The sequence below is a fragment of the Chamaesiphon sp. VAR_48_metabat_135_sub genome (assembly GCF_031418915.1).
Lineage (GTDB): Bacteria > Cyanobacteriota > Cyanobacteriia > Cyanobacteriales > Chamaesiphonaceae > Chamaesiphon.
The window spans coordinates 1-23,388 of the sequence record NZ_JANOJV010000054.1 but is presented as its reverse complement, the minus strand read 5'-3'; the positions used below and the strand labels follow the sequence as shown (position 1 = coordinate 23,388).

Below are 23,388 nucleotides of genomic sequence, written 5' to 3'. Positions count from 1 at the left end.
TGTTATTTCAATGAGTAAGCAGATGATAAAACTCGAATACCACCTCAAATTAGCAGACTTAATCGCAGCAGATTGACTCGATTGTCTAGCCGGCGGAAATTGCCCGAACTTTTGTCACCCATGATACATTAGAGCAGTCTTACCTATGACTAGGATTAAGGTAGTGGATTTCTCGGTCCAAATATTTAGATGAGTTGATTCTCCACAAGAAGATACTTCGCGAGTAGAAGTCTTAACATAGAGATACGAAAACTCACGGAGTAGTTTATTATCGCCACAAAGGATACAGTGTGCAATGAAAGTTATTTATGACCCAGAGAAGGATATCTTACAAATTACTTTCATGGAAATGACGGTTGAGGAAACAGCTCAAATCGCGCCAGGATTAGTCTTAGATTACGACGGTGATGGTAATGCGATTGGTTTGGAGATTGCCAATGCATCGACAAAGGTGGATAATCCCCATGTCGTTGCCTATGTCGTTGGCAACGCAAATGTTGATAAGCCCCAAATTAAAAGTTGCAGGATTTAGCCATCTGGTAAGGATAATTCGTGAATTACCCCTGCCAGATGGCGTGAGAAGTTTGTAACATTGGAAATATTGCGTAGATCTTACCCCCAGCCCTCTCTTGTCGGTTTTTTTAGTCAGAGGTTCCCTCCGACTAAAACCGCCGCTCCGTTGGCGTAGCCTCTCCTCGTTATCCCCCAGTTTCCCGAATATATGACTGATAAAGTGCGAATTCTCATGTGTGCGCCCCATCATTACGAAGTGGATTATGTAATTAATCCGTGGATGGAGGGAAATATTCATCGATCGAGTCGGGATCGAGCTGAAGCCCAATGGGATAAACTGTACCAAGTATTAAAGACCTATGCGACGATCGATCTAGTCGAGCCGCAAAAGGGTTGGCCGGATATGGTATTTACGGCCAATGCGGGGTTAATATTAGGCGATACGGTCGTGCTCAGTCGCTTTTTCCATCCCGAACGTCAGGGAGAGGAACCTTATTTTCAAGCGTGGTTTGAAAGTCAGGGTTATAAGGTACATCTTTTGCCCAAAAATCTGCCGTTTGAGGGCGCGGGCGATGCCTTGATGGATCGAGCCGGACGATGGTTGTGGGCGGGTTATGGCTTTCGCTCAGAACTCGATTCTCATCCCTATCTAGCGAAGTGGTTGGATGTAGAAGTTCTGTCGTTACGATTGGTCGATCGACGTTTTTATCACTTGGATACTTGTTTTTGTCCACTGACAGATGGGTATTTATTGTATTATCCAGCAGCGTTCGATACTTATTCCAATCGACTGATTGAGTTGCGAGTTCCGACAGAAAAACGGATTGCGATCGAGGAAGCGGATGCAATAAATTTTGCCTGCAATACGGTAAATATCGACAGAATTGTGGTGCTGAATAAAGTCAGCGATGGCTTGAAACAGATCCTAGAGGAGCGCGGTTTTACAGTGGTGGAGACTCCGCTGACAGAATTCCTCAAAGCAGGTGGGGCCGCTAAATGTTTGACGCTCCGAGTCACGGAACCGCACCAAGAATCGCCCCAATTGTCTACAATTCAAAGCCGCACGATTCAACTGGAAGGGCATTTATTAGATTCTGGTTTGGTGAATCGAGTCCTAGATACGATCGTCGCAGGCGGCGGAAGCTTTCAAGTTGCCAATTTTAAGCTGGGCGAACAGCGATTAGACACCTCGGTGGCGGAAGTTAAAGTTTCCGCTCCTGACGCGATCGTCATGGCGGATATTATGGGGCAATTAATCGATCTCGGTGCAATCGATGCCGCAACAGATACCTCAGACGCTAATCTAGCCCCTGTGACCCAGCTAGGGGTCGCTGCGGATGATTTCTATGCAACGACCATCTACCCGACCGAAATCTCGATCGCGGGTGAGTGGATTTTGGTGCAGGGACAACGGATGGATGGCGCAATTGCCGTGACGCATACGTCTACAGGAGTAGTCGCTCGATGTAAGTTGCTGCGAGACTTACAGGTAGGTGAATCCGTTGTGGTTGGAAGTGCCGGAATTCGGACTAAACGCACTACTACCACCCTGAAAAAGAACGCCGAAGAATTCAGCTTTATGGGCGCGGGAGTATCCAGCGAACGGCGGGTAGAACTGGTTGTCGAACAGGTTGCTTGGGATTTGCGCCGGATTCGCGATCGGGGGGGGAAAGTTGCTGTTGTAGCGGGGCCAGTTGTGATCCATACTGGGGGTAGCAAGCACTTAAATCAACTGATTCGCGAGGGTTACGTTCACGCCTTATTGGGCGGAAATGCGATCGCCGTCCACGATATCGAGCAATCATTAATGGGCACCTCTCTAGGCGTAGATATGCAGCTCGGCGTATCCGTCCACGGCGGACACCGCCATCACCTCAAAGCGATTAATACGATTCGTCGGTGTGGAAGTATTGCCAATGCCGTCGAGCAGGGTATATTGCGCAGCGGTATCATGTACGAATGTGTCAAACACAATGTTCCCTTCTCCCTCGCCGGATCGATTCGCGATGATGGCCCCTTGCCAGATACCAAGATGGATCTAATCGAAGCCCAGACAGAATATGCGCGTCTAATTGAAGGTGCCGATCTGATTTTGATGCTGTCGAGTATGCTCCACTCGATCGGCGTGGGGAATATGACCCCCGCAGGTGTAAAAATGGTCTGTATTGATATCAATCCAGCCGTGGTGACGAAATTAAGCGATCGCGGCTCGATCGAGTCAATTGGAGTCGTCACCGATGTAGGACTGTTCTTGAGCCTATTGGTACAACAACTCAATAAACTAACTGGACAATACGGTGTCAGTTGATGGCTCTAGTCTCTCCCGAACAGCGCAAATTATGCCCGTGCAAAGTATAGCTGGATTCGATTCTCATTCTCAGAGACTACGCCAACGAGTGATGCTGCATAACTCACATCTTGCACCAGTACATAAGAATTGATGAAATAGCCTCAAAACCTACTGCTAAGTTAAAACTATCCACTATTCACTAAAACACTAGTAACTTTGTTTTGATGCAAGATGTGAGATAAGTCTGATGATGGAGTTCTCTCCGACTACACGCGATCGAAACATTCAAACTAGGAGAACTTAGATCCCTGCTATTTGTTAAACTGAACTAGGCTTTAAGTTTACACAAGACTAACGTAAACTTCGATCTTGCTTTTCCACGGTGATATGTATGCTTGACGTAAAGCCTATTCTGGCTCAACAATCGATGGTAAATTCTACCCATTATCCAGTGATGGTCATTGGTGGAGCAGAAGATAAGGTGAATGGCTGCGGTATCTTAACCGCCTTCTTTCAAAGTGCGGGTGGGAAGACGGCGACAATTGGGATCGTGCCCTGTGCATCGCAAGAACCGAGTGTGGTTGGAGATCGATATTATCAGCTATTCAAGGGGATGGGTGCTAAACAAGTTCAGATCCTGGATATTCGTCAGCAGAACGAATGTGACGAATCCCGCTGGTTGAATACTTTAGCCGACTGTACTGGCATTTTCTTCACGGGCGGCGATCAGATGCGGTTGTGCGATTTGCTGGGTGGAAGCAAATTTATGGCAACTATTCAAGAACGCATTCAAATGGGCGATCTCGTCTTTGCTGGAACCAGTGCTGGTGCTGCGATTGTGGGTGAGAAGATGATTTCAGGGGGGATAAGTGGCGAGTCTCCAAATCGCTCGCTCGTCGATTTGACGGAGGGCTTAGGCATTTTCCCAGAATTGCTGGTGGATCAACATTTCCACAACCGCAATCGGATGGCGAGATTGATGAGTGCAATCGCGGCTAATCCTGATAAATTAGGGATCGGTATCGATGAAGATACCTGTGCAGCTTTTAATGACGAACGCACCTTTGAAGTCCTTGGTAAGGGCACGATTACCATTATCGATCCAGGTAAATTAACCCACACAAATTATCTAGCAGCCAGTCAAACTTCACCACTGAGCCTACATAATTTGACAGTACACGTTCTGAGTCAAGGCGATCGATACGATTATCAAAATCGGATTGTCTTGTAATCGCTCGGATCTCGTTGGACGGGTTTGTAATAGTGGTTTTTGCTATTGCCAGCAATTTTCCTGCCAAAACCCGTCCGCACTACCAAGGAGATTCTGACTTTATGGTTTGCCGAGGAAATCTAGTTTACCTAGTTTTACGCCAGAATGTCGGAGAATATTGTAAGCAGTGGTGACGTGGAAATAGACATTAGGTAAAATGAAGGAGACCAAATATGGTAATCCTTCAAAGTTCATGGTTTCTTTACCCATTGGTAAAGCGATCGCTTTTGTTTCCGAACCATCGATTTGAGCGGGAGTTAATGTTGCGAAATAAGCATTAGTTTTTTTTAGTCGATCGATTAATTCGGCAAAGGTGGTTTCATTATCTGCCATTGCGGGAGCTTCCAATCCGGCTAGTCTTGCTGCGCCTCTTCTGGCAACATCTGAGACGATTTGAACTTGTTTTACCAATGGCAGCATATCGGGGTACAGTCGGCTATTAAGCAGTACGGCTGGGTCGATTTTTCTGGCTTCAGCATCCGCAGCACCTTTCTCTAAGATCGCGACAAGATTATCGATCGATCGAATCAGTGAGGGTACTGAAGCTTGGTACATGGAAATCGTCATAGATATTTTTCCTAGAAATTGGATTTATCTGTCCTATCCATTTTGATCGATCTCAGTAGTATTTGCGACTCGATCGTCAACTTTCAACTTACATAGTGCGTTGGCGAGAAGAAGCTCGATCGAGTAGTGGTGGAATCGGACAATCGAGTAAGATCGAGATCGTTAACATCAGATCGGCACCATCTGCGGGAATTTGACGTTGGGTCGCCCAGATTTCTAGACATGCCGCAATGAGGACTTTTTTGACCTTGACAGTGGCGACAGCTATTTTTGACAAATCGGTCTGAAATTCTCGCCAATTGATTTCTGGGGGCAGTTCTGAACGATTAGCACGACCGGTCGGCAGTCGCATTAATCCAGCTTCAAAACTATAGTTGATATCTTGAGGTCGTGCGCTAGTCAAGCGGGCGACGGTGCCTAAAATATTAATAATTTCGGACCAAACATCCTCGATCGAGTGGTATATTTCCTGGGGTGTACCTGCGGTAGGTGCGAGTCGATGGTAGAGAATCAAATAGACAATCGCTGTATGCCAATTATTGGGAGGGAGAGTATCGACCATCCCGTAGGCGCATTGGAGCAAGCGGGGGACATGCACAGTACCGCGAATTTTGGCAGCCTGTCGATCGAGACTAGCTAATCGTTGTGGTGGTGGTAAAATCTCTACAGCCGATCGCATTTTCTCGATTTGGTCGATGACTGCGGGTTCTTCTACTTGAGCGAGATAGTTTAATTGTGCTGTAGCTCGATCTGCATCTAGCAGTAATGCGTAGATATAGGCAAGCACGCCATACTCGCCAATAGGGGAAGCTGCATGTGTTCTGTCCATCGGATCTTCTTCCTCTATATCGGTTGAATCAGTGGTGACAAAATTCGTAGTTTCTGGACTGGAGAAACTAGCGATGGGATTAAATTCTGGCACAATTTGGCCATTAACGACTATTCTAGTCCCCAATTTTTGGCCCGCTCCCCGCACGATTTGAATGCGTTGTGCCAGGGGTGGATGGGTGGCAAATAAGCTCTCAAACCAACTGAAGTTGAGTGCTGGGCTAAAAAACATATGACTGGTAGTTTCGGCATAGGGCGAGTCGATCTGCGAACTAAAACCGCCAATTTTTGCTAATGCACTACCAATTCCATCGGGATTGCGGGTAAATTGCACCGCCGAAGCATCAGCGAGAAATTCCCGCTGACGAGAAATCGCACTCTGAATCAATCGCCCCGATATGAACCCCGAAAACCCAATCGTTCTGAGCAACATTCCAAAAACAAAGAAGGGATTATCGCGACTCCACCCCGCATAACTGAGCAGTCTTCCGGTCAAATGCAAGCATAAAATGCCGTGCAACATCCCCATCAGCCGGATATTCATCGCCATATCGCCATTGAGAATATGACTGAATTCGTGGGCAATGACCCCTTGCAATTCATCGCGGGTAAGTTGCTCTAAACTCCCCTGCGTCACGCCAATTACTGCATCATTAATCGTAAACCCCGCTGCAAAAGCGTTAATCCCTTCTTCATCGGCTAATAAATACACTGGCGGTACGGCTATTGTCGCCGCGATCGCCATTTCTTCGACTATATTTAATAATTGTTGTTCTGCGGGTGTGGCATTTTCTGGAAATACTCTGCGCCCGCCCAATTCGGCAGCAATTACCGCACCACCAGCCCGTAGTTGATTAATTTTCCACCAACTCGGTAGCCCCATCAGACTAGCCGTACCGATGAGCGTCCAGAAAAACACCCGTACATCCCACCAAATTGCCAGAGGACGACAATTGGGGTGAGAATTGGCGATCGAATTATGACGATCGGTTGAATGATAATAGGTAGTGCGATTGGAATTGTAGTTATGACTGTCGGGGTAAGGGCGAGACGTATCCCGATCCCGATAGTTATGATTCGGGCTATTGCCAAGGCGGGAAACACCGCTACTGCGACTACCACCTTTGAGTTGATAATCCTGACTATTTGCCGATGATAAGAATGGAATCGAGATTTGAGTATCGATCGCGCGGGGATGAATGGTCGAACTAACTGGTACGATCGGTTGACAGAGGATTCGGTCTCCAAATATTGCCCATTTGAGGGAAGTCGTGTTAATTGTCAGCATCACGGCAAAGTAGATGCAGATACAAGTAAACATTACCGCTGCTGTAAATAATCCTATCAATGTCCGCGTAGCGCGTCTCGATCGATCCTGTTGCTCGAAAAAATTCATATTCGCTTCTGCACCTCAATTTTTTTAAACCTAGATTGGAGGGTTTTGTCTCGATCTACTCAATCTACCAACTCGCGCCCCCTGCCCATCTTGAGTTACTGCGTAGATCTTTACCCCACCCCAGCCCTCCCCTTGGAAAGGGGAGGGGGTAAAAGCCCCCTTTATAAGGGGGGTTGGCAGGGTGGATTAGTTGTCAGCGGAGAATATTTGAAACCCTAGTTCTTCGTCCTCAACCGCCCCGTAGATCAATCACGGGCTACTAGTAAAAGTCCACTTAAGTGGACTTTTACTAGTAGCCCAATGGGCGGGTCACCCGCCCAGCAGCACTTTAGTCGTGGGTGGGTAAAGACTAAGTAACAAGGTTATAGATCTTATTCCCTGACAATTAATCCACCCTGCTTTATAAGGGGGGGTTGGGGGTAGCACCATCTCCGCCATAGTCTATCGGAGATGCTGGGGTGGGTTCTCCCCCTATTCCCTAAAACGCCACCCGTGGAGCCATGCGAACTTCATGTTCTACGGCAACATCAGCGAGGAGTTCGGCGGAGATAAACCCAAATTGATTGGCGACTAAATTACTGGGGAAAGCTTCTCTAGTCGTGTTGTAGAGCGTGACAGCATCATTAAAAGCTTGACGGGCAAAACCAACCCGATTTTCGGTGGAAGTGAGTTCTTCCATGAGCTGCATCATCGTACTGTCGGCTTTGAGATTTGGATAAGACTCACTTACCGCGAATAATCTACCTAAAGCACCCGTGAGGACACCTTCCGCCTGACTTAGGTTTTGCATCGCAGCAGGCGCACCAGGATCTCGCGCAGCTCTACCACTAGCATCGATAGCAATATTCCGCGCTGAAATGACAGCTTCTAGGGTTTCCCGCTCGTGGGAGAGGTATCCTTTGGCAGTTTCCAGCAGATTGGGAATCAAATCGTAACGCCGTTGCAATTGCACATTAATTTGAGCGTAAGCATTTTTATAACGGTTGCGTTGGGTGACGAGTCGATTGTAACCATCAACGCAAATATAGGCGATTATTGCCCCTAGCACGATGATGAAGATAATAAGTCCCATAAGATCTCGATCGATAACTACTCAAGGTTAGAGTACCCAGATAGATCGATCGAAACGACAAGATTTCAATAGTGTTGCTGGAAAGAGAAGGATGTGGCTAAAGTTTTTACTACTCCAGAGTCAGTTAATCAGGCACTGAGAGCATTAATTGAAGTTGTGCCACAGGCGAAAAATAAACCAATGTGAACAAATATCGGAGTGTAACGCACAAAAAGATCTACTTGGTGACTGTCAAAGCGTCTGATTGGATGGTGCGTCCATTATAATTCTGGCAGATGTCGAGCGTGACAAGCCCAAACATTTAAGACAAGTTTAGGAAATCGAGTAAATCGAGATTGAAGTGATAGTGTAGAGATTAATTGCCCGATCGAGGCAACCTATATGCACAGTTTACGAAAAGTTTTCGCGCAATCTCAGTCTTTAATTCTATCAACAGCAGCCATTGCCACAATGATCGCTTTAGCAGGCTCGATCGATCGAGTTAGTGCAAATCCTAGGACCGAAGCTAATCTTAGCCGTCAGTCATCACCAGTCGTCACTAGGCAAGACGCGCCCGTAATTAGCAAGGTAGTCTTAGCCGATCTCAGTGGTTTAATTATCCTCCTCGTTATTGGTGGGACGATCGTTGCTATTCCACTATTCTTCGGCGGTTTAGTCATCATCGGCGAGCGCGAAGTGGGGGTTGTCGTTAAAAAATTTACCATGTCGGGGAAAGGCTTATCACCCGATCGACTAATTGCCCTCAATGGCGAGGCTGGATTACAAGCTGATACCCTTGCTCCTGGCTGGCATTGGGGTTATTGGCCGTGGCAATATGGAGTGAAGAAGGAACAGGTAGTCGTCGTTGCTCAGAGTGAAATTGCTCTAATTGTAGCAGCGGATGGAGCTTCCATTCCCTCTGAGCGGATTTTGGGGACGATCGTCAACTGCGATAACTTCCAAGATGCGCGGAAATTCCTCACTCAGGGCGGCGAGAAGGGGCGGCAATTAGGATTTTTGACTGCTGGTACCTATCGGATCAATACTGCCCTATTCAAGGTGATTATGGCATCAAATGCGGAGCAACATGAGATGTCTCCCGCTCAGTTGCGTGTATATCAGGTAAGTGCGGATAAGGTGGGGATTGTGACGACTCTCGATGGGATTCCGATTACGCCTGGAGAAATTGCTGGCGCGGTAATCGAAGGTCATAATAATTTTCAGAATGTCCAGAAATTCCTGAATGCTGGGGGTAGTAGAGGTTTACAGGAGCAAATTCTGCTATCTGGCTCGTGGAATCTCAATCCCTGGTTTGTGCAAGTGCAACAAATTCCAATGACGGAAATTCCGATCGGGTATGTGGGCGTGGTAATTTCTTATGTGGGGAAAGCTCAAGTAGATATCAGTGGTGCGAGTTTTACCCACGGAAATCTCGTCGCACCTGGACATAAAGGTGTATGGATAGAACCGCTTTATCCTGGTAAACATCCGCTGAATATTCAGATTATGAAGGTGGAACTAGTCCCGACGACGAATATCGTTTTAAACTGGTCGGCACGGACAGAACGTCATAGTTATGATGCTAAACTCGAATCGCTGAATGTTCGATCGAGAGATGGATTTTCGTTCGCCCTGGAAATTGCCCAAATCATCCACGTCGCCGCAAATAACGCGCCGAAAGTAATCTCCCGCGTCGGTTCGATGCAAAACTTGGTAGATCATGTACTCGAACCCACCATCGGTAACTATTTCCGCAACTCTGCCCAAAATTGTACCGTACTCGACTTCTTAACGGCTCGATCGGAACGCCAACTCGAAGCCGCCGAATATATTCGCCAAGCTTTACACAATTATGATGTCAACGCGATCGATACTCTCATCGGCGACATCCAACCCCCCGCATCCCTGATGCAAACCCAAACAGATCGCAAAATTGCCCAGGAGCAAGAAAAAACCTACGAAGTCCAAAAAATGGCGCAAACCCAACGCCAACAACTCGTTCGCGAAACCGCACTCGCTGATATTCAACAAGAAATGGTTAAATCCGAGCAAAGCGTCAAAATCGCCGAACTTCAAGCCAGTGCGCAAATTCAGAAAGCGACAGGGGAAGCCGAATCGATTAAACTCCGCGCTATTGGCGAAGCCGAAGGGATTCGCGCCACAGGTACAGCTAAAGCTGAAACCTATCAAGCAGGTGTTGCCGCGCTGGGCGGACAAAGCTATACTGCCATGCAACTAATGCAAATTATCGGCGATCGACACGTTCGATTAATTCCCGATGTGATGGTTGGCGGTAATAGTGGTGGTGGCAATGGTTTAGTCGATGGATTATTATCAATGATCCTCTGGAATCAAACCGGACATCAGGTTAATGGGGAAACGACTCCTCCAGAACCGACAGCGACTAATAACGATTTGATTCCCACCGTGACATTAGAAAATCCACCAGCACTGACTAATAATTTCGCACGGGGAACCGTCAATGTTACCGATAATTTAAGGGTGAAACGTGTTAACCCAGACTCGGCGACAGAAAACCGTCAACCACCCCCAGTCGGATAAATTTATTGTATCAATCGCATTACAAGATCCCCGACTTCTTCGAGAAGTCGGGGATCTGTTTTAACCTAAGATCCAACTTTTCCCGACTTTAAGTGCCGATTTTTTCCGTCCAAAGGTATAGCTAGAGTGAATTAGACTAAGGTTGCCGGAATCATTCGGAATAGAACTGTATCAATTATCACGTCACAAGCACCAACGGTTATGGAAAGTACGAATACGCTGATTTACCTGCTCAGAGATCGATTTAGCTTCATCGACGAAATTCACAATAGTGAGAAACTCAATAGCAAAATTGTCTCACTGCTCTTCACCAGTTTTAGTTGCTTTGCAGTTTATGGAGCAATTATCGGTGCAACGAATAGTCATACGCCGATCCAAATTATTTCTTCAGCAGTCAAACTTCCGGCGTTATATCTTATTACGTTGATGGTTTGTTTTCCGACGCTCTATATTTTCAATGCTTTCTTTGGTTCTCGTAGTACTATTCGACAACATTGGGCTTATCTCTTGTCAGCGATTACTGTAATTGCAGTCTTATTATGTGGCTTTGCACCAATTTCATTGTTTTTCTTATTAACTGTTAATGATAAATTTTTCTTCCTGCTATTAAATGTCGGAATTTTTGCGCTGACGGGAACATTGGGTGTATCATTTCTCTACCGCACGATGAAACCAACTGAAGCAGAAGAACAAGCTGGGAATGTCAAGATTAGAAAAAATATTCTCAAGTTTTGGTTGGCTCTGTATGGATTTGTCGGGACTCAATTAGGTTGGACGCTCAGACCATTTTTTGGCACTGGTAGCAGCTTTGAATTATTTCGTCCCAGGGAAGGTAGTTTCTTTACTGCAATCTGGGAATCTATCCATAGGATCGGCTTTTGAGTTAGTTGAAAGTGATGAATTGATTGAACTGAGCGGCATCGAAAAGTTGATAGTTTAATTAAGCACTGAATTGGGTTTGATAGAGCAAAGGAGATCGGATCGAATGTATGGTGAATGAAAAATTTAATGAATTAATTATTCCAAGATCGACAGTGGAATCGATCGGCCAACAGGAGATCGGACAGCTCATGGTAGGATTTACCTGGAGGACCGATGTCTGGCGCAAACCACATAAATTAATCCAGACGATCTCGATCCAAATTATTGGGACGGGCATCATCTTTGCTGCAATGATGTTACCGATCGATCGAGGATTAAATATCTATCGACCACCCCAATCTCAACTTCAACGATTAACCCAATTAGCCTGGGTTGATGGCACCACCACACTAGCTATTTTAGCGGGAATTAATTGGTGGATATTTCAGCGAGGCAAACGATTGAAAAGATTGCTACAACTAGTCGAACAAATCGAGCAGTACAATCAAATCGTCCAGTCAATTGCGACCCTAGAAAAGTTAGCTCACTTAACAAACCACTCATGCGAACCAGCTCAGACTCCTAGCATAATGGAGATTCTCAGTCAAACTCGGCAAAATTTGATCGCAGCATTAAAAATCGATCTATATTTCCGTCAATATCCTAATTCATCTGCCTTAACAATCTCGATCGCACATAATCTCATCAATCTTCAAAACTTAGCCCAACAACCCCAATTAGCTGAATATGGAACACTCCTGAACCAAGCCTGGGAAATTGGCATGAGTGTCTATCACGAAACAAATATAGAATAGCCATCCGATCTTTATTGCCCTATATTTTGGGCACTACCGCTATATTGAATAAAGGACTTACAGGAAATCGGAAGATGCAAGCTCGGACACTCGGCGGAGAATTGGTAGTTTCAGCCCTGGGGTTGGGCTGCATGGGTATGTCAGGTGTTTATGGCGCGGCAGACGAAGCAGAAGCGATCGCGACCATCCACAAGGCGATCGATCTTGGGGTAACATTTTTAGATACCGCTGATGCCTATGGATCTGGGCATAATGAAATATTAATCGGTAAAGCCATTAAAGATCGTCGCGAGCAGGTAATTATCGCCACTAAGTTCGGCTTGAGTGACATCAGTAAAGGGGGGTACACAATCCCCGTCAACGGTCGTCCAGAGTACGTGAGATCGGCTTGTGAAGCTAGTTTAAAACGATTGGGCATAGACACGATCGATCTCTACTATCAACATCGAGTCGATCCGACTACCCCGATCGAAGAGACAATTGGCACGATGGCGGAGCTAGTCCAAGAAGGTAAAGTGCGATGCTTAGGTCTATCAGAGGCATCTGGAGCGACGATCCGGCGCGCTCATGCGGTTTACCCCATTTCGGCATTGCAAAGCGAGTATTCACTCTGGAGCCGCGATGTCGAGGCTGAAATTCTAGCCACTTGTCGCGAATTGAAAATTGGATTTGTCCCCTGGAGTCCTCTGGGGCGAGGTTTTCTGACTGGAGAAATTAAAACTTTCGACGATCTAGAACCAAATGACTGGCGGCGGATGTCTCCCAGATTTCAAGGCGAGAACTTTGAGCGTAATTTAGATTTAGTCGATCGAGTCCGAGAATTAGCTCATCAAAAGAATTGTACACCCGCTCAACTAGCGATCGCGTGGTTATTAAAACAAGGCGAGGATATCGTACCGATTCCTGGTACTAAGCGCGTTTCCTACTTGCTGGAAAATTTGGGTGCATTAGAGATTGAATTAACTGCTGATGAACTCGATCTTATCGATGCCATTATGCCAAAAGGAGCCGCATCAGGCGATCGATATCCCACCGCATTGATGCAAATGGTAAATCTGTAGAAATCCACCAAAATCCCCCAGCAATTCCAAATTTTCCAACCCCGTCTCAAGAATAATCGATTGTTGCTGGTGGGGTTGGGCCGGTTCGTTCGACATCTAAATCTTCGCACCCGATCGATAATATTTCGCATTCCAGCTAAATCGATCGAGATAAGTAATACCTGCTGAGATCGCTATTTAGATGCATTCACAACACAAACTTGTTTCAACATCTTTTTACTAACTGGACTATCGGCTTTAACCGAAAAGTACTGTGGCCAATAGTCTATATAGTTCGTAGCCGTCCGCCAACTTGGATTCGCAGCAAGATTTTTGCCATTGCAAGATGTCGTATAGCCATGTCTTTCCCGTCCGCCGATATTGTAGGTAAACAAAACTATCTTCCGCATGGGAATTTTATCCGTCTCACTGCCATCTCGCCCTTCCATATTAATTTTGTCATTAACTGGCATCGTTCCCGATTGGACACTAGCCAGATCTAATCGAAGTTGTTCGCCATTGACAACTTCGCCAAAGCCGAGCCATTGTCGATCTTGAGCGATAACAGGAATAGAAACCATCGCTATTGTCATAGCTGTAATGGTGTAAGATACTGCGAATGGAACGAGTCGCATAGATTGTCTCTCTAAATAATGAAATCTAAATTCATTCTATGGATGCACTTTTTACGCTGTAAGTTCCAGCATTTTGATGTAACCTATTTATTCAAAGAAACTTCGCCACAGAGTTTCTGACTATCTATTGAGCGAATCTTCCTCATACTTTTATGCCGATCGAGACTTTATTTCCACTCGCAATTTACTATGACGATCTGCCAGATGCCCCAAAATATCAGCAGGCGTTAGTAACTGCGGTGCTGCAACTAGAGCGAGATGGAGCAGAACGCCGTAACTATCCTGAGATGGCTTGGACGGGGGATTTACATGGTGTAGAGCAAATTCATACCAATCCCGATTTTGCGTGGATTGTGGAGCAAGTAGAGCGGCATACAGCGATCTATTTACTAGAGCTGGGTGTAGATTTAACTAAGGTCGATCTATATATTCAGCGAGCATGGCCGATCGTCTCGCGGACAGAACAAGAAATTGGTGCTCATTGTCATAATACTGCCCACATTAGTGCTGTTTATTATATTCAGGTACCACCAGAAAACACTTACGATCCTGGACGATTGGTGTTTTTTAACGATGCGCGAGTAAATGAGGTGAGTCCAGGTTTGGGTAGTGAGAATACGGATATTGTCGATGAAGATAACTATCTCAATCAGCTTCAAGCGGCTTATGTGCCTGTGGAAGGGCGATTATTATTATTTCCAGCCAAGCAACGTCATGCGGTAACGATGAATGAGACGGAGGATCTCCGAGTCTCATTATCATTTGATATCGTGCTGACGGCAACTGCTAATGCTGCAGGTGCTTATGAGTTTTTGACACCACCACCAAGTCAGTGGCAAAAATTTAAGTTAGTCCCTTCCTAGTGTCAAATTAAATATCTAGAGTAATGAGTGGATAGCCTGTAAGGTGTGTTATCGGCAGCGTAATGCACCTTACGAAAGCAATTTTTGGGTTCTGAGGGCGGGCTGCTAGAAACAAAGCGAGAGTACCTCATCTTTTTGCGCCAGCGTGCGCGAGCCGCTGGTGCAAAATGTGGGTGAGTGGGAACATTAAGTAAAGTAAATGCGGTCAATTATAGAATCTGTATACCAAAATTTGCGGATCTTGGCTGAAACTTTACTAAATAGACATATTTGTTCGGAAAGATCGCGGTTGACGAAACTCGCATCGATCGGTTAGTGTGCAGGATTAAGTAGCATCAAAACTTTAAGATTAATTAAATTATGAAAAGATTTTTACTATTATTTCTGGCGGCACCTACCGTTCTGACGACAATTTTACCCTTCGTGACAGCGACCGAACCAGCACTGGCTGCGGGCAAAAGCCAGTTAAAGCCAGGTGAATTTTGTGTCGATACTCATGCTCGACTTATTTGTGTTAAATCTTCACAAATAGGTAAAGGTAGTACGCCGCGATCGGTGCTGATTGCTAGAGCACAGGCTGAAGCTAAAGATCCTGATGCTTTCATCAATTTTAATGATGAAGAAAGTGATGCTGCGGCTGCCATGTTTGGCTGTGATTGCCCTGCTTGTATTCGATCGCTCCGCCAACTGCGGATAATGTCTCAGGTTAGTTGATAATTGATTGTGGATAGTGGATCGATGAATAATTTGGATAATTACGATCCTAGTGATGTGGGACGGGTCAATGGTAACTTGTGCGGTTTACCATTTGATTATGCGTCAGCACAGACAATTATCTTTGGTGTGCCCTGGGAAGTGACTGTTTCTTATAATCCAGGCACAGCCGCCGCACCGCAACAGATTCTCGATGCTTCAACCCAATTAGATTTATACGATTTTGACAATCCCCAAGGTTGGCAAGCGGGGATATATATGCCCCCGATCGATCTAGATTTATTGACAAAGAATGACTATTATCGGCAACAAGCTGCTCTAATTATCGATCGATTAGAACGGGGCGAATCTCTAACTGTAGAACCGGATTTGACGACGATATTAGCCGAGATAAATCAAGCTGGTGCAGATCTAAATCGCTGGTTATTCGATCGGACTCAGACTGCGATTGCGGACGGTAAGAAAGTCGGTGTAATTGGCGGCGATCATAGTGTGCCATTAGGCTATATGCAAGCTTTAGCTAATCATTATCCCGATTTTGGAATTCTCCATATCGACGCTCATGCAGACTTGCGGGATGCTTATGAAGGCTTCGAGTTTTCCCATGCATCGATTATGTTTAATGCCCTGAAAATCCCCCAGATTTCTAAACTAGTACAGGTGGGAATCCGTGATGTATCTCAAGTAGAAATAGATACGATCGATCGATCTCAAGGTAGAGTAGTTGGCTACTATGATTCGTTAGTCAAGCAACAACTATATTCAGGCACAACTTGGGCAAGTATTTGTCAAGATGCGATCGCCACTTTACCCCAGCAAGTTTATATTAGTTTTGATGTCGATGGACTAGATCCCAAACTTTGTCCTCATACAGGTACTCCGGTTCCTGGGGGTTTAGAATTAGAGCAAGCTTTTTGCTTATGTCGCGAAGTTATTCGCAGCGGTAGAGAAATAATTGGGTTTGATGTTTGTGAGGTGGGAAATGCTGAATGGGATGGAAATGTTGGAGCAAGAATTGTTTATAAACTAGTCAACTTAATGGGTTTGTAAAAAACAATATTTGGTCTATTTTTTATTCTTCTGGTATCCTGAATTAGGCATACTATTAATCGTACTCTCGATCGGGTGAATAACTAAAGATTCTACTTTTTCCGGTGCTAATCCTGGCACATCGGCTTGAATTTCCTGTGACGGCGCAAAACTAGCTATAGTAGTTTATTCTCAAAGCGTTGGTACAATCTCCACTAGGCTCTCAATTTTATGCGAAAACTCTTATTTCTCCTGCCAGGAACTACCAAAAAATTCAACTGCGGAGGCTTATGGGCTGAACTGAAAACGATCGAGCTAGTCAAACAAATCTGTCCTGCCGAAATTGTTACCTATCGCCAACGCGAGCCAGACAAGCTATTCTTAGATGACATTTTGCAAACCTCCCCGCAGCCAGACACAATTTTTGTCGTGAGTTGGGGGTTTGATGTCCCCAAACTAGTCAGTCGTCTACGCGGTTATCCGACAATTTACCATGCTCATAGTGCCGAGTATGGCTTTCGACTCCCCGCACAGATCCCGATTGTCTGTGTCAGTCGCAATACACTTGGCTATTGGGGACAGAGATCGCCGCACTCGCTATTATATTATTTGCCCAATCAAATTTCGGATGAATTCGTCGATCGTCAACAGTCAAGAACGATCGATGTATTAGTTCATGCGCGCAAATCTTCTGACTATTTATTAAAGCAATTAATTCCCGCTTTACAGCCTCATTGTCACGTCGAAATTATCGATGGGTTTGTCGATAGTTTAGCGGATTTATTCAATCGATCGCATGTTTATTTATACGACTCCGCCGAGTATTGGGCAGCTCAGGGCGTAACAGAGGGATTTGGACTACAACCATTAGAAGCGATGTCCTGTGGCTGTCAGGTATTTTCCAGTGTCAATCATGGATTATCAGATTATTTAGATCCGGGATTTAACTGTCATAAAATTGCTGGATTTAGTACCGCTTACGATGTCGAGCGCATTTTAGATATAATTAAAGCTGATCCACCAGTTAATGACATTGAATCGATTGTCGCCGAGTATAGAACAGCGAATATTATTTCTCGTCTCCAGGTAATCTTAACTGAACTCAATCATTTTTTCGATCGCGTTAGTCCAGTTAGTTCCGATATTGCAGCACTCAATTATCAGCGGATTCTACAGCTAAAAATATTAAGAGTGTTCAAAAGTATTCAAAAAAAGCTCAAGCGGTAAAGATATCAACAGCTAGTATTAATCATCAGATAGTTAACTAAAGATTTCAAAAACTAACTAAATCTACGATAATGGTAAGTGTAGACAACAAATATCTAATATGTCGTTTGTCAAATTGAACAAAGCGGTCGAACTATTAGGTCTGCACCCCAACACACTTAGAAGATTTGCGGACAATGGCACGATTGAAGCTATCAAAACACCAGGCGGTCAACGCCTTTATAACATCGCTAGCTACACAGGGAAGTCAAAACTTCCTATTACTGTTTGCTATTGTCGAGTTTCTTCAAGTAAACAGCGTGCAGATCTTGATAGTCAGATCGCTTATATGCGGGGACTTTACCCCCAAGCAGAGATTATTACTGATATTGCCAGCGGACTCAACTACAAACGCAAAGGGCTTAAAGCCCTACTGGGACGCGCAATGTCTGGCGATAAGCTCACAATTGTGGTTGCCCACAAAGACCGCCTTGCAAGATTTGGAGTCGAACTTATCGAGTGGGTCTTACAATCCGGCGGTAGTCAACTCGTGGTTCTCAATCAGTCGATATCAGACCCAAAAAGAGAACTCACCGAAGATCTCCTTGCTATCATCCACATCTTTAGTTGCCGACTTTACGGTCAAAGAAGGTATACAAATAACAAGGTGCAAAAAGATTCGAGTGTTCCCGACGACAGCGCAGAGGGGCATCTTAGCGCAGTGGTTCGGGATCTCCAGAGTAGCTTACAACAAATCAATTGACTTCTTAAATACGGACGGAACTGTTGCTAACTTTATGAAGAATAAGAAAGAGATCTATTACTCTTTGCCTGAGTGGTCTAGTTTCTGTCCTTCGTTAATCCGGCAAGCTGCTATTAAAGATGCTCATGATGCAGTCAAATCTCAAAAAGCAAAAGCTAAGAGATCTGGTAAACCCTTCTCGATGAAGTTTCGCTCTCGCAAAGATAATCAGATAATTAAATTTTCAGTATCAAGCTACCAAAACGGCTTGTATAAAACTAAACTAGGTTTTCTTAAACTATCCGAACAATTACCAGAAAATATATGCGATGCCTCTCTAACTCTAGTTAACGGTCAATATCACTTGAATGTCCCCTATAGAACAATCCTCCATTCAGCCGATAATCAAGGCACTGGTCGGGTGACCCGCCCAGTTGAGATGGTGGCTTTAGACCCAGGAGTTAGAACATTCCAAACTTACTATTCTCCATCCTCTTGTGGTGAGATTGGTTCTAAATGTATTGGTAGAATTTACCGATTATGCCAACATTTAGATAACCTGATGTCGAGAAAGTTATGGAAACCAGCCGCAAAGGTTCGGATTAAAATAAAGAATCTTGTCTCAGAGCTACACTTTCAAGCTGCTAACTTTTTAACTAAAAACTTCTCAACTATTCTAATCCCCGCTTTTGAAACTAGTCAAATGGTTAGCAAGAAGGCGACTAGAAAGATTAGAACTAAAACAGCTAGAGCAATGATGACTTGTTCTCATTATCAATTCCGTCAAAGATTGATGAACAAAGCTGTGGAAAATAGTTGTGAGGTTAAAGTGGTAACGGAAGAGTATACTAGCAAAACTGCAAGTTGGACAGGTGAAATAATTAATATCGGATCTCGAAAAACTATCACATCAAATGGTGTGACGGTAGATCGAGATCTAAATGGAGCCAGAGGAATTTTTCTGAAGGCATTGGTGGATAGTCCCGATCTTCGCAAGAAGGTTGCATCTGTTAGCTTTTGTTAACTTAAAACTATCAGTCTAAAATAAAAGGATGAATTTATCTGCCAAACCTCTCCCCTCAGCTCGATCCTATGCGGCTTTATCGATCATTGCCGCTGTAATGACGATCGCACTTAAATTCGGAGCTTATTTTCTGACTGGATCTGTTGGTTTATTATCTGATGCCTTTGAATCGATCGTCAACTTAGTAGCGGCACTTGCGGCTTTTTGGGCATTATCATACGCCTCCAAACCACCGGATATCGAACATACTTTCGGTCATTCCAAAGCTGAGTATTTCTCTAGTGCATTGGAAGGAGTCTTGATTTTGGTTGCGGCTGGGAGTATTGCTGTTGCCGCAGGGCAACGTCTTTTCCATCCTCAACCGATCGAGCAGGCGGGATTGGGTTTAGGATTAGCATTAGTAGCAACCGCGATTAATGGTGGAGTTGCTTGGATTTTGCTCCAAGCTAGCCGTAGACTGCGATCGATCGCCATCAGGGCAGATGCTCATCATTTGCTCACCGATGTCTGGACATCTATAGGTGTAGTCGTAGGAATTGGACTGGTAAGTATCACGGGCTGGGATGTCTTAGATCCGATTGTCGCCCTCCTAGTCGCGGCAAATATTGTTTGGGCGGGAGTCAAACTGCTACGAGAAACTGGGGCTGGTTTACTCGATGCCGCGATTCCGGAAGCTGAACACCAAGAGATTTTGCTAATTATGAGTGAATACGAAAGCCAGGGCATCCAGTTCCATGCGATGCGAACGCGGGTAGCGGGGACAGATCGCTTTGTCTCATTTCATGTATTAGTTCCAGGTGCATGGACAGTACAGCGGGGTCACGATCTGTGCGAATCGATCGAACAGGCGATCTCACTAGCGTTACCAGGTACCGATGTCACCACCCATCTAGAACCTGCGGAAGATCCGATCTCTTGGGATGATGTGAAATTAAGTTGATTGGGAGTTAAGAGTTGGGAGCCTGCACTGAGCGTAGTCGAAGTGTTGGGAGTTTGGAGGCTTGCACGGAGAGGAGGCGAAGTGTGGGAGTTGGGAGAATCGAGGAGTTAGAGAGGAGGCTCCCGATCACATAAGCCTATATTGAGCAGTTGGCGCAATTGATTGACTCGCGCTAAAACCTGACTTCTTAGAGCCTGAATGTTACTATCTGCTTGGAGCAACTGTTCGATCGACATCAGTGTAGCTTGGATTTGAGCTTGATTAGATAGTTGTGTTTGAGTGTCTTCAACTCTCTGTCGCTCGGCAGCTTTCAATCGTTGCACCTGCTGACGTTCCATTAAATTAGTAATCCGCGAAATAATTTCTGGCCCAACTACGGGTTTCGTGACAAAATCATCAGCTCCAATTGCAAATACTTGTTGAATCAAACTCGGTTCCAAATGAGCCGTGAGAAAAATAATCGGTAACTGCGACCATTCCGCTCGATGCCGCACAGACTGACACAGATCTAAACCGCTCATCGTCGGCATTTCTACATCTAAAATTAATAAATCGGGATTGGCTTTAGGCAAAATTGTCCAGAACTGTTCAGGGTCTGCTAAAGTCGTGATTCTGAAGCCCCAGGGGACTAATAGTGCGCGTAAAATTGCCAGAATCTTCAAATCATCATCAACGATGAAGATATGAGTCTGAGTTGATTCTACTTGGGCGATAGCCTCCTCGATCGATAATACGATCTCAGCGGGACTAGTCGGACAGATACTAATACAAGTCCCAAACAGGTCGATTTCTGGATGCAAGGCAGGTGTATCTGCCAGCAAAATCACTGGTACAGCAGGTATATGCTTACCGACCTCCACTAGTAACCGGACAACTTCTTCCGTCTTCTGGGCGATTCCTGGTGCTAGGAGGATGCTACGAGTAGGATGTTGCTGGAGCTGAGACTTAGCAGCGGCGATCGTTGGTACAATTTGAATCTGCCACTGACGATCGATCGAAATCGATTGGATCGATCGATCTAGCTCTAGATCTGAGGATACTAATAAAATATCGGTCGCATTATCTGGCTCAAAACAATAAAGATCGGGCAACGAAACCGGACGATCTAACTCCTCTTGCAAAGCTGCAACCATCGAAAATAACCATTGTCCCTGCTCCACAGTTAAATCTTTGCGCCCACTGAGCAACTTTTCAATCTGACGCGCCAATTCCGAACTCAGCGAAAAGCCAAACATGCCTAACGAACCGCTGAGAGAATGAGCAATATTGCGCCCGATTTCCTGCCAATCAGACTGAAGATCTTGGTTTAAAAATCTCACCGCTAGTCGCTCCAATACAGCCACCTGCTCGTGAACCTGACCCTTGAATTTCTCCCAAGTATCATTGAGAAGATTGACCTCTGGCGAATTTACAGGCTTGAGCCGATAACCAATCCCATACACAGTTTCGATCAAATCGGGCGCAGCTCCAACCAGTTTGAGCTTATGCCGCAACCCTTTAATATGCGTGCGAATCGCTTCCTCACTAGGAGTTCCATCATAAGACCACAAATGATCGAGGATGACATTGCAACTAAATACCCGCTTACTATTGCGAAGCAATAATTCGAGTAGAGCGTACTCCTTAGGCGTGACAGCCACCAATTTATCGCCATAGGTAACCGTGGCACTGACCGGATCTAGAGCTAGATTACCCCATCGCAAAATCGGTGTCGATGCTTGATGACTACGGCGAAGAATTGCCCTAAGTCTGGCCAGCAATTCGTCAGGATCAAAAGGTTTACCGAGATAATCATCAGCCCCAGCATCCAGACCACGCGCTCGATCTGCCGGAGAATTTAGTCCAGTCAGCAGTAAAATCGGCACCGTGTTACCACCAGATCGAATCTGTTGACAAACCGCGATCCCATCTTTCTTGGGCAAGCTTACATCTAGCAAGATCGCATCGTATTCATAAGCGTCACTCAACTCCAGACCCATCTGGCCATCAGCCGCAAAATCTACCGCATATTTGTGGTGTTGGAGAATAGTTTCGATCAGTTGAGCAATAATCGGATCGTCTTCAACTACCAGAATTCGCATGGATCAACTGAAGTAAGCCTACATCTCGATCGTGACACAGATATTCACGCTTTAAAAGGATATTAAGTTACAGATTGCTAAGAACTCAAGTCTAGAAGATTTACTCACAAGTTCCTCAACTTATTTTTCTAATCTAGATCTATTAGCGGCGGATCGATCGAAGCTATCATCTTAAACCCGATCGTCGATAGAGGTTGTAATACTTATGTCATTAATTGCACAATTTAATAACTTGCGCCAACAGATCGATAGATTGTTTGAGGATCTGACCCGCGAACAACCACAACTAGCCCTGTGTTCCAGCAACGGCACACCCTGGATGCCAGCAATCGAATTGCAAGAAACCGAAACCGCACTAGTCCTTAAAGCCCAATTACCTGGCATCGAACCAGGTGAATTGGATATTCAAGTGAGCGAAAATGCCGTCTTCCTCTCCGGCGAACATCAAGAACACCACAAAACCAGCGCAAAAGGACTATTTCGATCCGAATTTCACTACGGTCAATTCAAACGAGTCATCCCCCTACCCACCTCCATCCACCGCGAACAAGTAACCGCCGCAATGGTCGCAGGTCTCCTCACCCTCACCATGCCCAAAGCCACCCCCGCCCTGCCCAATCTAGTCAAAGTTTCCCTATCACCCGAAGGTTTGCCAAGCCAATCAGCCAGACAGTCAGTGGTTGAAACCACCGCTAATGATGCAAAGTCTGCACTTTGACAAGCTCACTGCCCACCCACGCAGACTCAGTAGATCGCAAATACTTGCTTAGAGTCCAGCAAATACAAACTAAGCCCTAAAGTGGAGCGAATGTGAATCCACGCTAGCTCACAAACCATCCATACGCAGCGACTCGCGCACGCCTTTGTTCCCCGACGGTTTAGCGGCGTTTTTATTCGGGGGGAACCCCCGAATAAAAAAACGACAAGACAGCGAGTCAAGACAGGGGAGTTTGAGGGGCGG

The 23,388-nt window shown here is 45.4% G+C and carries 20 protein-coding genes; 15 read left to right on the top strand and 5 right to left on the bottom strand.

Annotated features, from left to right (window positions below):
- Positions 1 to 295 precede the first annotated feature (295 nt).
- The 3 genes from RMO55_RS03775 to RMO55_RS03765 all read left to right on the top strand — a co-directional run bounded on the left by RMO55_RS03775 (position 296) and on the right by RMO55_RS03765 (position 4,034).
- Positions 296 to 532 carry a DUF2283 domain-containing protein gene (locus RMO55_RS03775; protein ID WP_310423737.1) on the top strand — a complete coding sequence of 79 codons (237 nt, stop codon included), beginning with the start codon at positions 296 to 298 and terminating at the stop codon, positions 530 to 532.
- Between the two features lie 189 nt (positions 533 to 721).
- Positions 722 to 2,821 (top strand): TIGR00300 family protein, encoded by a 2,100-nt coding sequence (locus tag RMO55_RS03770; protein WP_310423734.1) that lies wholly within the window; start codon positions 722 to 724, stop codon positions 2,819 to 2,821.
- 373 nt (positions 2,822 to 3,194) lie between these two features.
- Positions 3,195 to 4,034: a cyanophycinase gene (locus RMO55_RS03765; RefSeq protein WP_396134162.1), complete on the top strand. Its 840-nt coding sequence runs from the start codon at positions 3,195 to 3,197 to the stop codon at positions 4,032 to 4,034.
- A 99-nt stretch (positions 4,035 to 4,133) separates the two neighbouring features.
- Here RMO55_RS03765 and RMO55_RS03760 read toward each other — a convergent pair whose 3' ends face one another.
- The 3 genes from RMO55_RS03760 to RMO55_RS03750 form a co-directional block, all read right to left on the bottom strand.
- A complete protein-coding gene (locus RMO55_RS03760; RefSeq protein WP_310423731.1) occupies positions 4,134 to 4,640 on the bottom strand; it encodes a DUF1993 domain-containing protein in 507 nt (168 codons plus the stop codon).
- Between the two features lie 88 nt (positions 4,641 to 4,728).
- Positions 4,729 to 6,864, bottom strand: a complete 2,136-nt coding sequence (locus tag RMO55_RS03755; RefSeq protein ID WP_310423728.1) for a M48 family metallopeptidase — start codon at positions 6,862 to 6,864, stop codon at positions 4,729 to 4,731.
- Positions 6,865 to 7,342: 478 nt separating this feature from the next.
- Positions 7,343 to 7,936, bottom strand: coding sequence for a LemA family protein (locus RMO55_RS03750; RefSeq protein ID WP_310423725.1), 594 nt, complete (start codon positions 7,934 to 7,936; stop codon positions 7,343 to 7,345).
- 381 nt (positions 7,937 to 8,317) lie between these two features.
- Here RMO55_RS03750 and RMO55_RS03745 point away from each other — a divergent pair, with 381 nt between their 5' ends.
- The 4 genes from RMO55_RS03745 (at position 8,318) to RMO55_RS03730 (ending at position 13,214) form a co-directional block, all read left to right on the top strand.
- Positions 8,318 to 10,477: a flotillin family protein gene (locus tag RMO55_RS03745; protein ID WP_310423721.1), complete on the top strand. Its 2,160-nt coding sequence runs from the start codon at positions 8,318 to 8,320 to the stop codon at positions 10,475 to 10,477.
- A 201-nt stretch (positions 10,478 to 10,678) separates the two neighbouring features.
- Positions 10,679 to 11,359: a hypothetical protein gene (locus tag RMO55_RS03740; RefSeq protein ID WP_310423717.1), complete on the top strand. Its 681-nt coding sequence runs from the start codon at positions 10,679 to 10,681 to the stop codon at positions 11,357 to 11,359.
- A 107-nt stretch (positions 11,360 to 11,466) separates the two neighbouring features.
- Positions 11,467 to 12,153 carry a hypothetical protein gene (locus tag RMO55_RS03735; protein ID WP_310423714.1) on the top strand — a complete coding sequence of 229 codons (687 nt, stop codon included), beginning with the start codon at positions 11,467 to 11,469 and terminating at the stop codon, positions 12,151 to 12,153.
- Positions 12,154 to 12,227: 74 nt separating this feature from the next.
- On the top strand, positions 12,228 to 13,214 hold the full coding sequence (locus tag RMO55_RS03730; protein ID WP_310423711.1) for an aldo/keto reductase: 987 nt from the start codon (positions 12,228 to 12,230) through the stop codon (positions 13,212 to 13,214).
- A 173-nt stretch (positions 13,215 to 13,387) separates the two neighbouring features.
- Here the strand turns inward: RMO55_RS03730 and RMO55_RS03725 are convergent, their stop codons facing one another.
- The gene (locus RMO55_RS03725) at positions 13,388 to 13,774 is read right to left on the bottom strand and encodes a hypothetical protein (RefSeq protein ID WP_310423709.1); all 387 of its coding nucleotides are present in this window, start codon (positions 13,772 to 13,774) and stop codon (positions 13,388 to 13,390) included.
- Positions 13,775 to 13,980: 206 nt separating this feature from the next.
- On the opposite strand from RMO55_RS03725, the gene RMO55_RS03720 reads away from it, so the two are divergent.
- From RMO55_RS03720 to RMO55_RS03690, 7 genes are all read left to right on the top strand, one after another.
- On the top strand, positions 13,981 to 14,691 hold the full coding sequence (locus RMO55_RS03720; RefSeq protein ID WP_310423707.1) for a TIGR02466 family protein: 711 nt from the start codon (positions 13,981 to 13,983) through the stop codon (positions 14,689 to 14,691).
- A 360-nt stretch (positions 14,692 to 15,051) separates the two neighbouring features.
- Entirely contained in the window at positions 15,052 to 15,405 is a 354-nt protein-coding gene (locus RMO55_RS03715; protein WP_310423704.1) for a hypothetical protein, read from the top strand.
- Positions 15,406 to 15,429: 24 nt separating this feature from the next.
- Complete coding sequence (locus RMO55_RS03710; RefSeq protein ID WP_310423701.1) at positions 15,430 to 16,455, top strand: agmatinase family protein; 1,026 nt, start codon at positions 15,430 to 15,432, stop codon at positions 16,453 to 16,455.
- Between the two features lie 210 nt (positions 16,456 to 16,665).
- Positions 16,666 to 17,661: a glycosyltransferase gene (locus tag RMO55_RS03705; RefSeq protein ID WP_310423698.1), complete on the top strand. Its 996-nt coding sequence runs from the start codon at positions 16,666 to 16,668 to the stop codon at positions 17,659 to 17,661.
- Positions 17,662 to 17,761: 100 nt separating this feature from the next.
- Entirely contained in the window at positions 17,762 to 18,403 is a 642-nt protein-coding gene (locus tag RMO55_RS03700) for an IS607 family transposase (RefSeq protein WP_310423695.1), read from the top strand.
- Entirely contained in the window at positions 18,324 to 19,406 is a 1,083-nt protein-coding gene (locus tag RMO55_RS03695) for an RNA-guided endonuclease InsQ/TnpB family protein (RefSeq protein WP_396134161.1), read from the top strand. Before RMO55_RS03700 ends, RMO55_RS03695 begins: the two co-directional genes overlap by 80 nt.
- 28 nt (positions 19,407 to 19,434) lie before the next feature.
- Positions 19,435 to 20,346: a cation diffusion facilitator family transporter gene (locus RMO55_RS03690; protein WP_310423690.1), complete on the top strand. Its 912-nt coding sequence runs from the start codon at positions 19,435 to 19,437 to the stop codon at positions 20,344 to 20,346.
- Positions 20,347 to 20,453: 107 nt separating this feature from the next.
- Here RMO55_RS03690 and RMO55_RS03685 read toward each other — a convergent pair whose 3' ends face one another.
- Positions 20,454 to 22,427, bottom strand: coding sequence for a response regulator (locus tag RMO55_RS03685; protein ID WP_310423687.1), 1,974 nt, complete (start codon positions 22,425 to 22,427; stop codon positions 20,454 to 20,456).
- Positions 22,428 to 22,632: 205 nt separating this feature from the next.
- Between RMO55_RS03685 and RMO55_RS03680 the strand changes: the two genes are divergently transcribed.
- A complete protein-coding gene (locus RMO55_RS03680; protein WP_310423684.1) occupies positions 22,633 to 23,145 on the top strand; it encodes an Hsp20/alpha crystallin family protein in 513 nt (170 codons plus the stop codon).
- Positions 23,146 to 23,388: the final 243 nt, after the last annotated feature.

What these genes read in the sequence shown, in the direction of transcription:
- RMO55_RS03775 (WP_310423737.1), top strand. Translation starts at nt 296, where the DNA reads ATGAAAGTTATTTATGACCCAGAGAAGGATATCTTACAAATTACTTTC.
- RMO55_RS03770 (WP_310423734.1), top strand. Translation starts at nt 722, where the DNA reads ATGACTGATAAAGTGCGAATTCTCATGTGTGCGCCCCATCATTACGAA.
- RMO55_RS03765 (WP_396134162.1), top strand. Translation starts at nt 3,195, where the DNA reads ATGCTTGACGTAAAGCCTATTCTGGCTCAACAATCGATGGTAAATTCT.
- RMO55_RS03760 (WP_310423731.1), bottom strand. Translation starts at nt 4,640, where the DNA reads ATGACGATTTCCATGTACCAAGCTTCAGTACCCTCACTGATTCGATCG.
- RMO55_RS03755 (WP_310423728.1), bottom strand. Translation starts at nt 6,864, where the DNA reads ATGAATTTTTTCGAGCAACAGGATCGATCGAGACGCGCTACGCGGACA.
- RMO55_RS03750 (WP_310423725.1), bottom strand. Translation starts at nt 7,936, where the DNA reads ATGGGACTTATTATCTTCATCATCGTGCTAGGGGCAATAATCGCCTAT.
- RMO55_RS03745 (WP_310423721.1), top strand. Translation starts at nt 8,318, where the DNA reads ATGCACAGTTTACGAAAAGTTTTCGCGCAATCTCAGTCTTTAATTCTA.
- RMO55_RS03740 (WP_310423717.1), top strand. Translation starts at nt 10,679, where the DNA reads ATGGAAAGTACGAATACGCTGATTTACCTGCTCAGAGATCGATTTAGC.
- RMO55_RS03735 (WP_310423714.1), top strand. Translation starts at nt 11,467, where the DNA reads ATGGTGAATGAAAAATTTAATGAATTAATTATTCCAAGATCGACAGTG.
- RMO55_RS03730 (WP_310423711.1), top strand. Translation starts at nt 12,228, where the DNA reads ATGCAAGCTCGGACACTCGGCGGAGAATTGGTAGTTTCAGCCCTGGGG.
- RMO55_RS03725 (WP_310423709.1), bottom strand. Translation starts at nt 13,774, where the DNA reads ATGGTTTCTATTCCTGTTATCGCTCAAGATCGACAATGGCTCGGCTTT.
- RMO55_RS03720 (WP_310423707.1), top strand. Translation starts at nt 13,981, where the DNA reads ATGCCGATCGAGACTTTATTTCCACTCGCAATTTACTATGACGATCTG.
- RMO55_RS03715 (WP_310423704.1), top strand. Translation starts at nt 15,052, where the DNA reads ATGAAAAGATTTTTACTATTATTTCTGGCGGCACCTACCGTTCTGACG.
- RMO55_RS03710 (WP_310423701.1), top strand. Translation starts at nt 15,430, where the DNA reads ATGAATAATTTGGATAATTACGATCCTAGTGATGTGGGACGGGTCAAT.
- RMO55_RS03705 (WP_310423698.1), top strand. Translation starts at nt 16,666, where the DNA reads ATGCGAAAACTCTTATTTCTCCTGCCAGGAACTACCAAAAAATTCAAC.
- RMO55_RS03700 (WP_310423695.1), top strand. Translation starts at nt 17,762, where the DNA reads ATGTCGTTTGTCAAATTGAACAAAGCGGTCGAACTATTAGGTCTGCAC.
- RMO55_RS03690 (WP_310423690.1), top strand. Translation starts at nt 19,435, where the DNA reads ATGAATTTATCTGCCAAACCTCTCCCCTCAGCTCGATCCTATGCGGCT.
- RMO55_RS03685 (WP_310423687.1), bottom strand. Translation starts at nt 22,427, where the DNA reads ATGCGAATTCTGGTAGTTGAAGACGATCCGATTATTGCTCAACTGATC.
- RMO55_RS03680 (WP_310423684.1), top strand. Translation starts at nt 22,633, where the DNA reads ATGTCATTAATTGCACAATTTAATAACTTGCGCCAACAGATCGATAGA.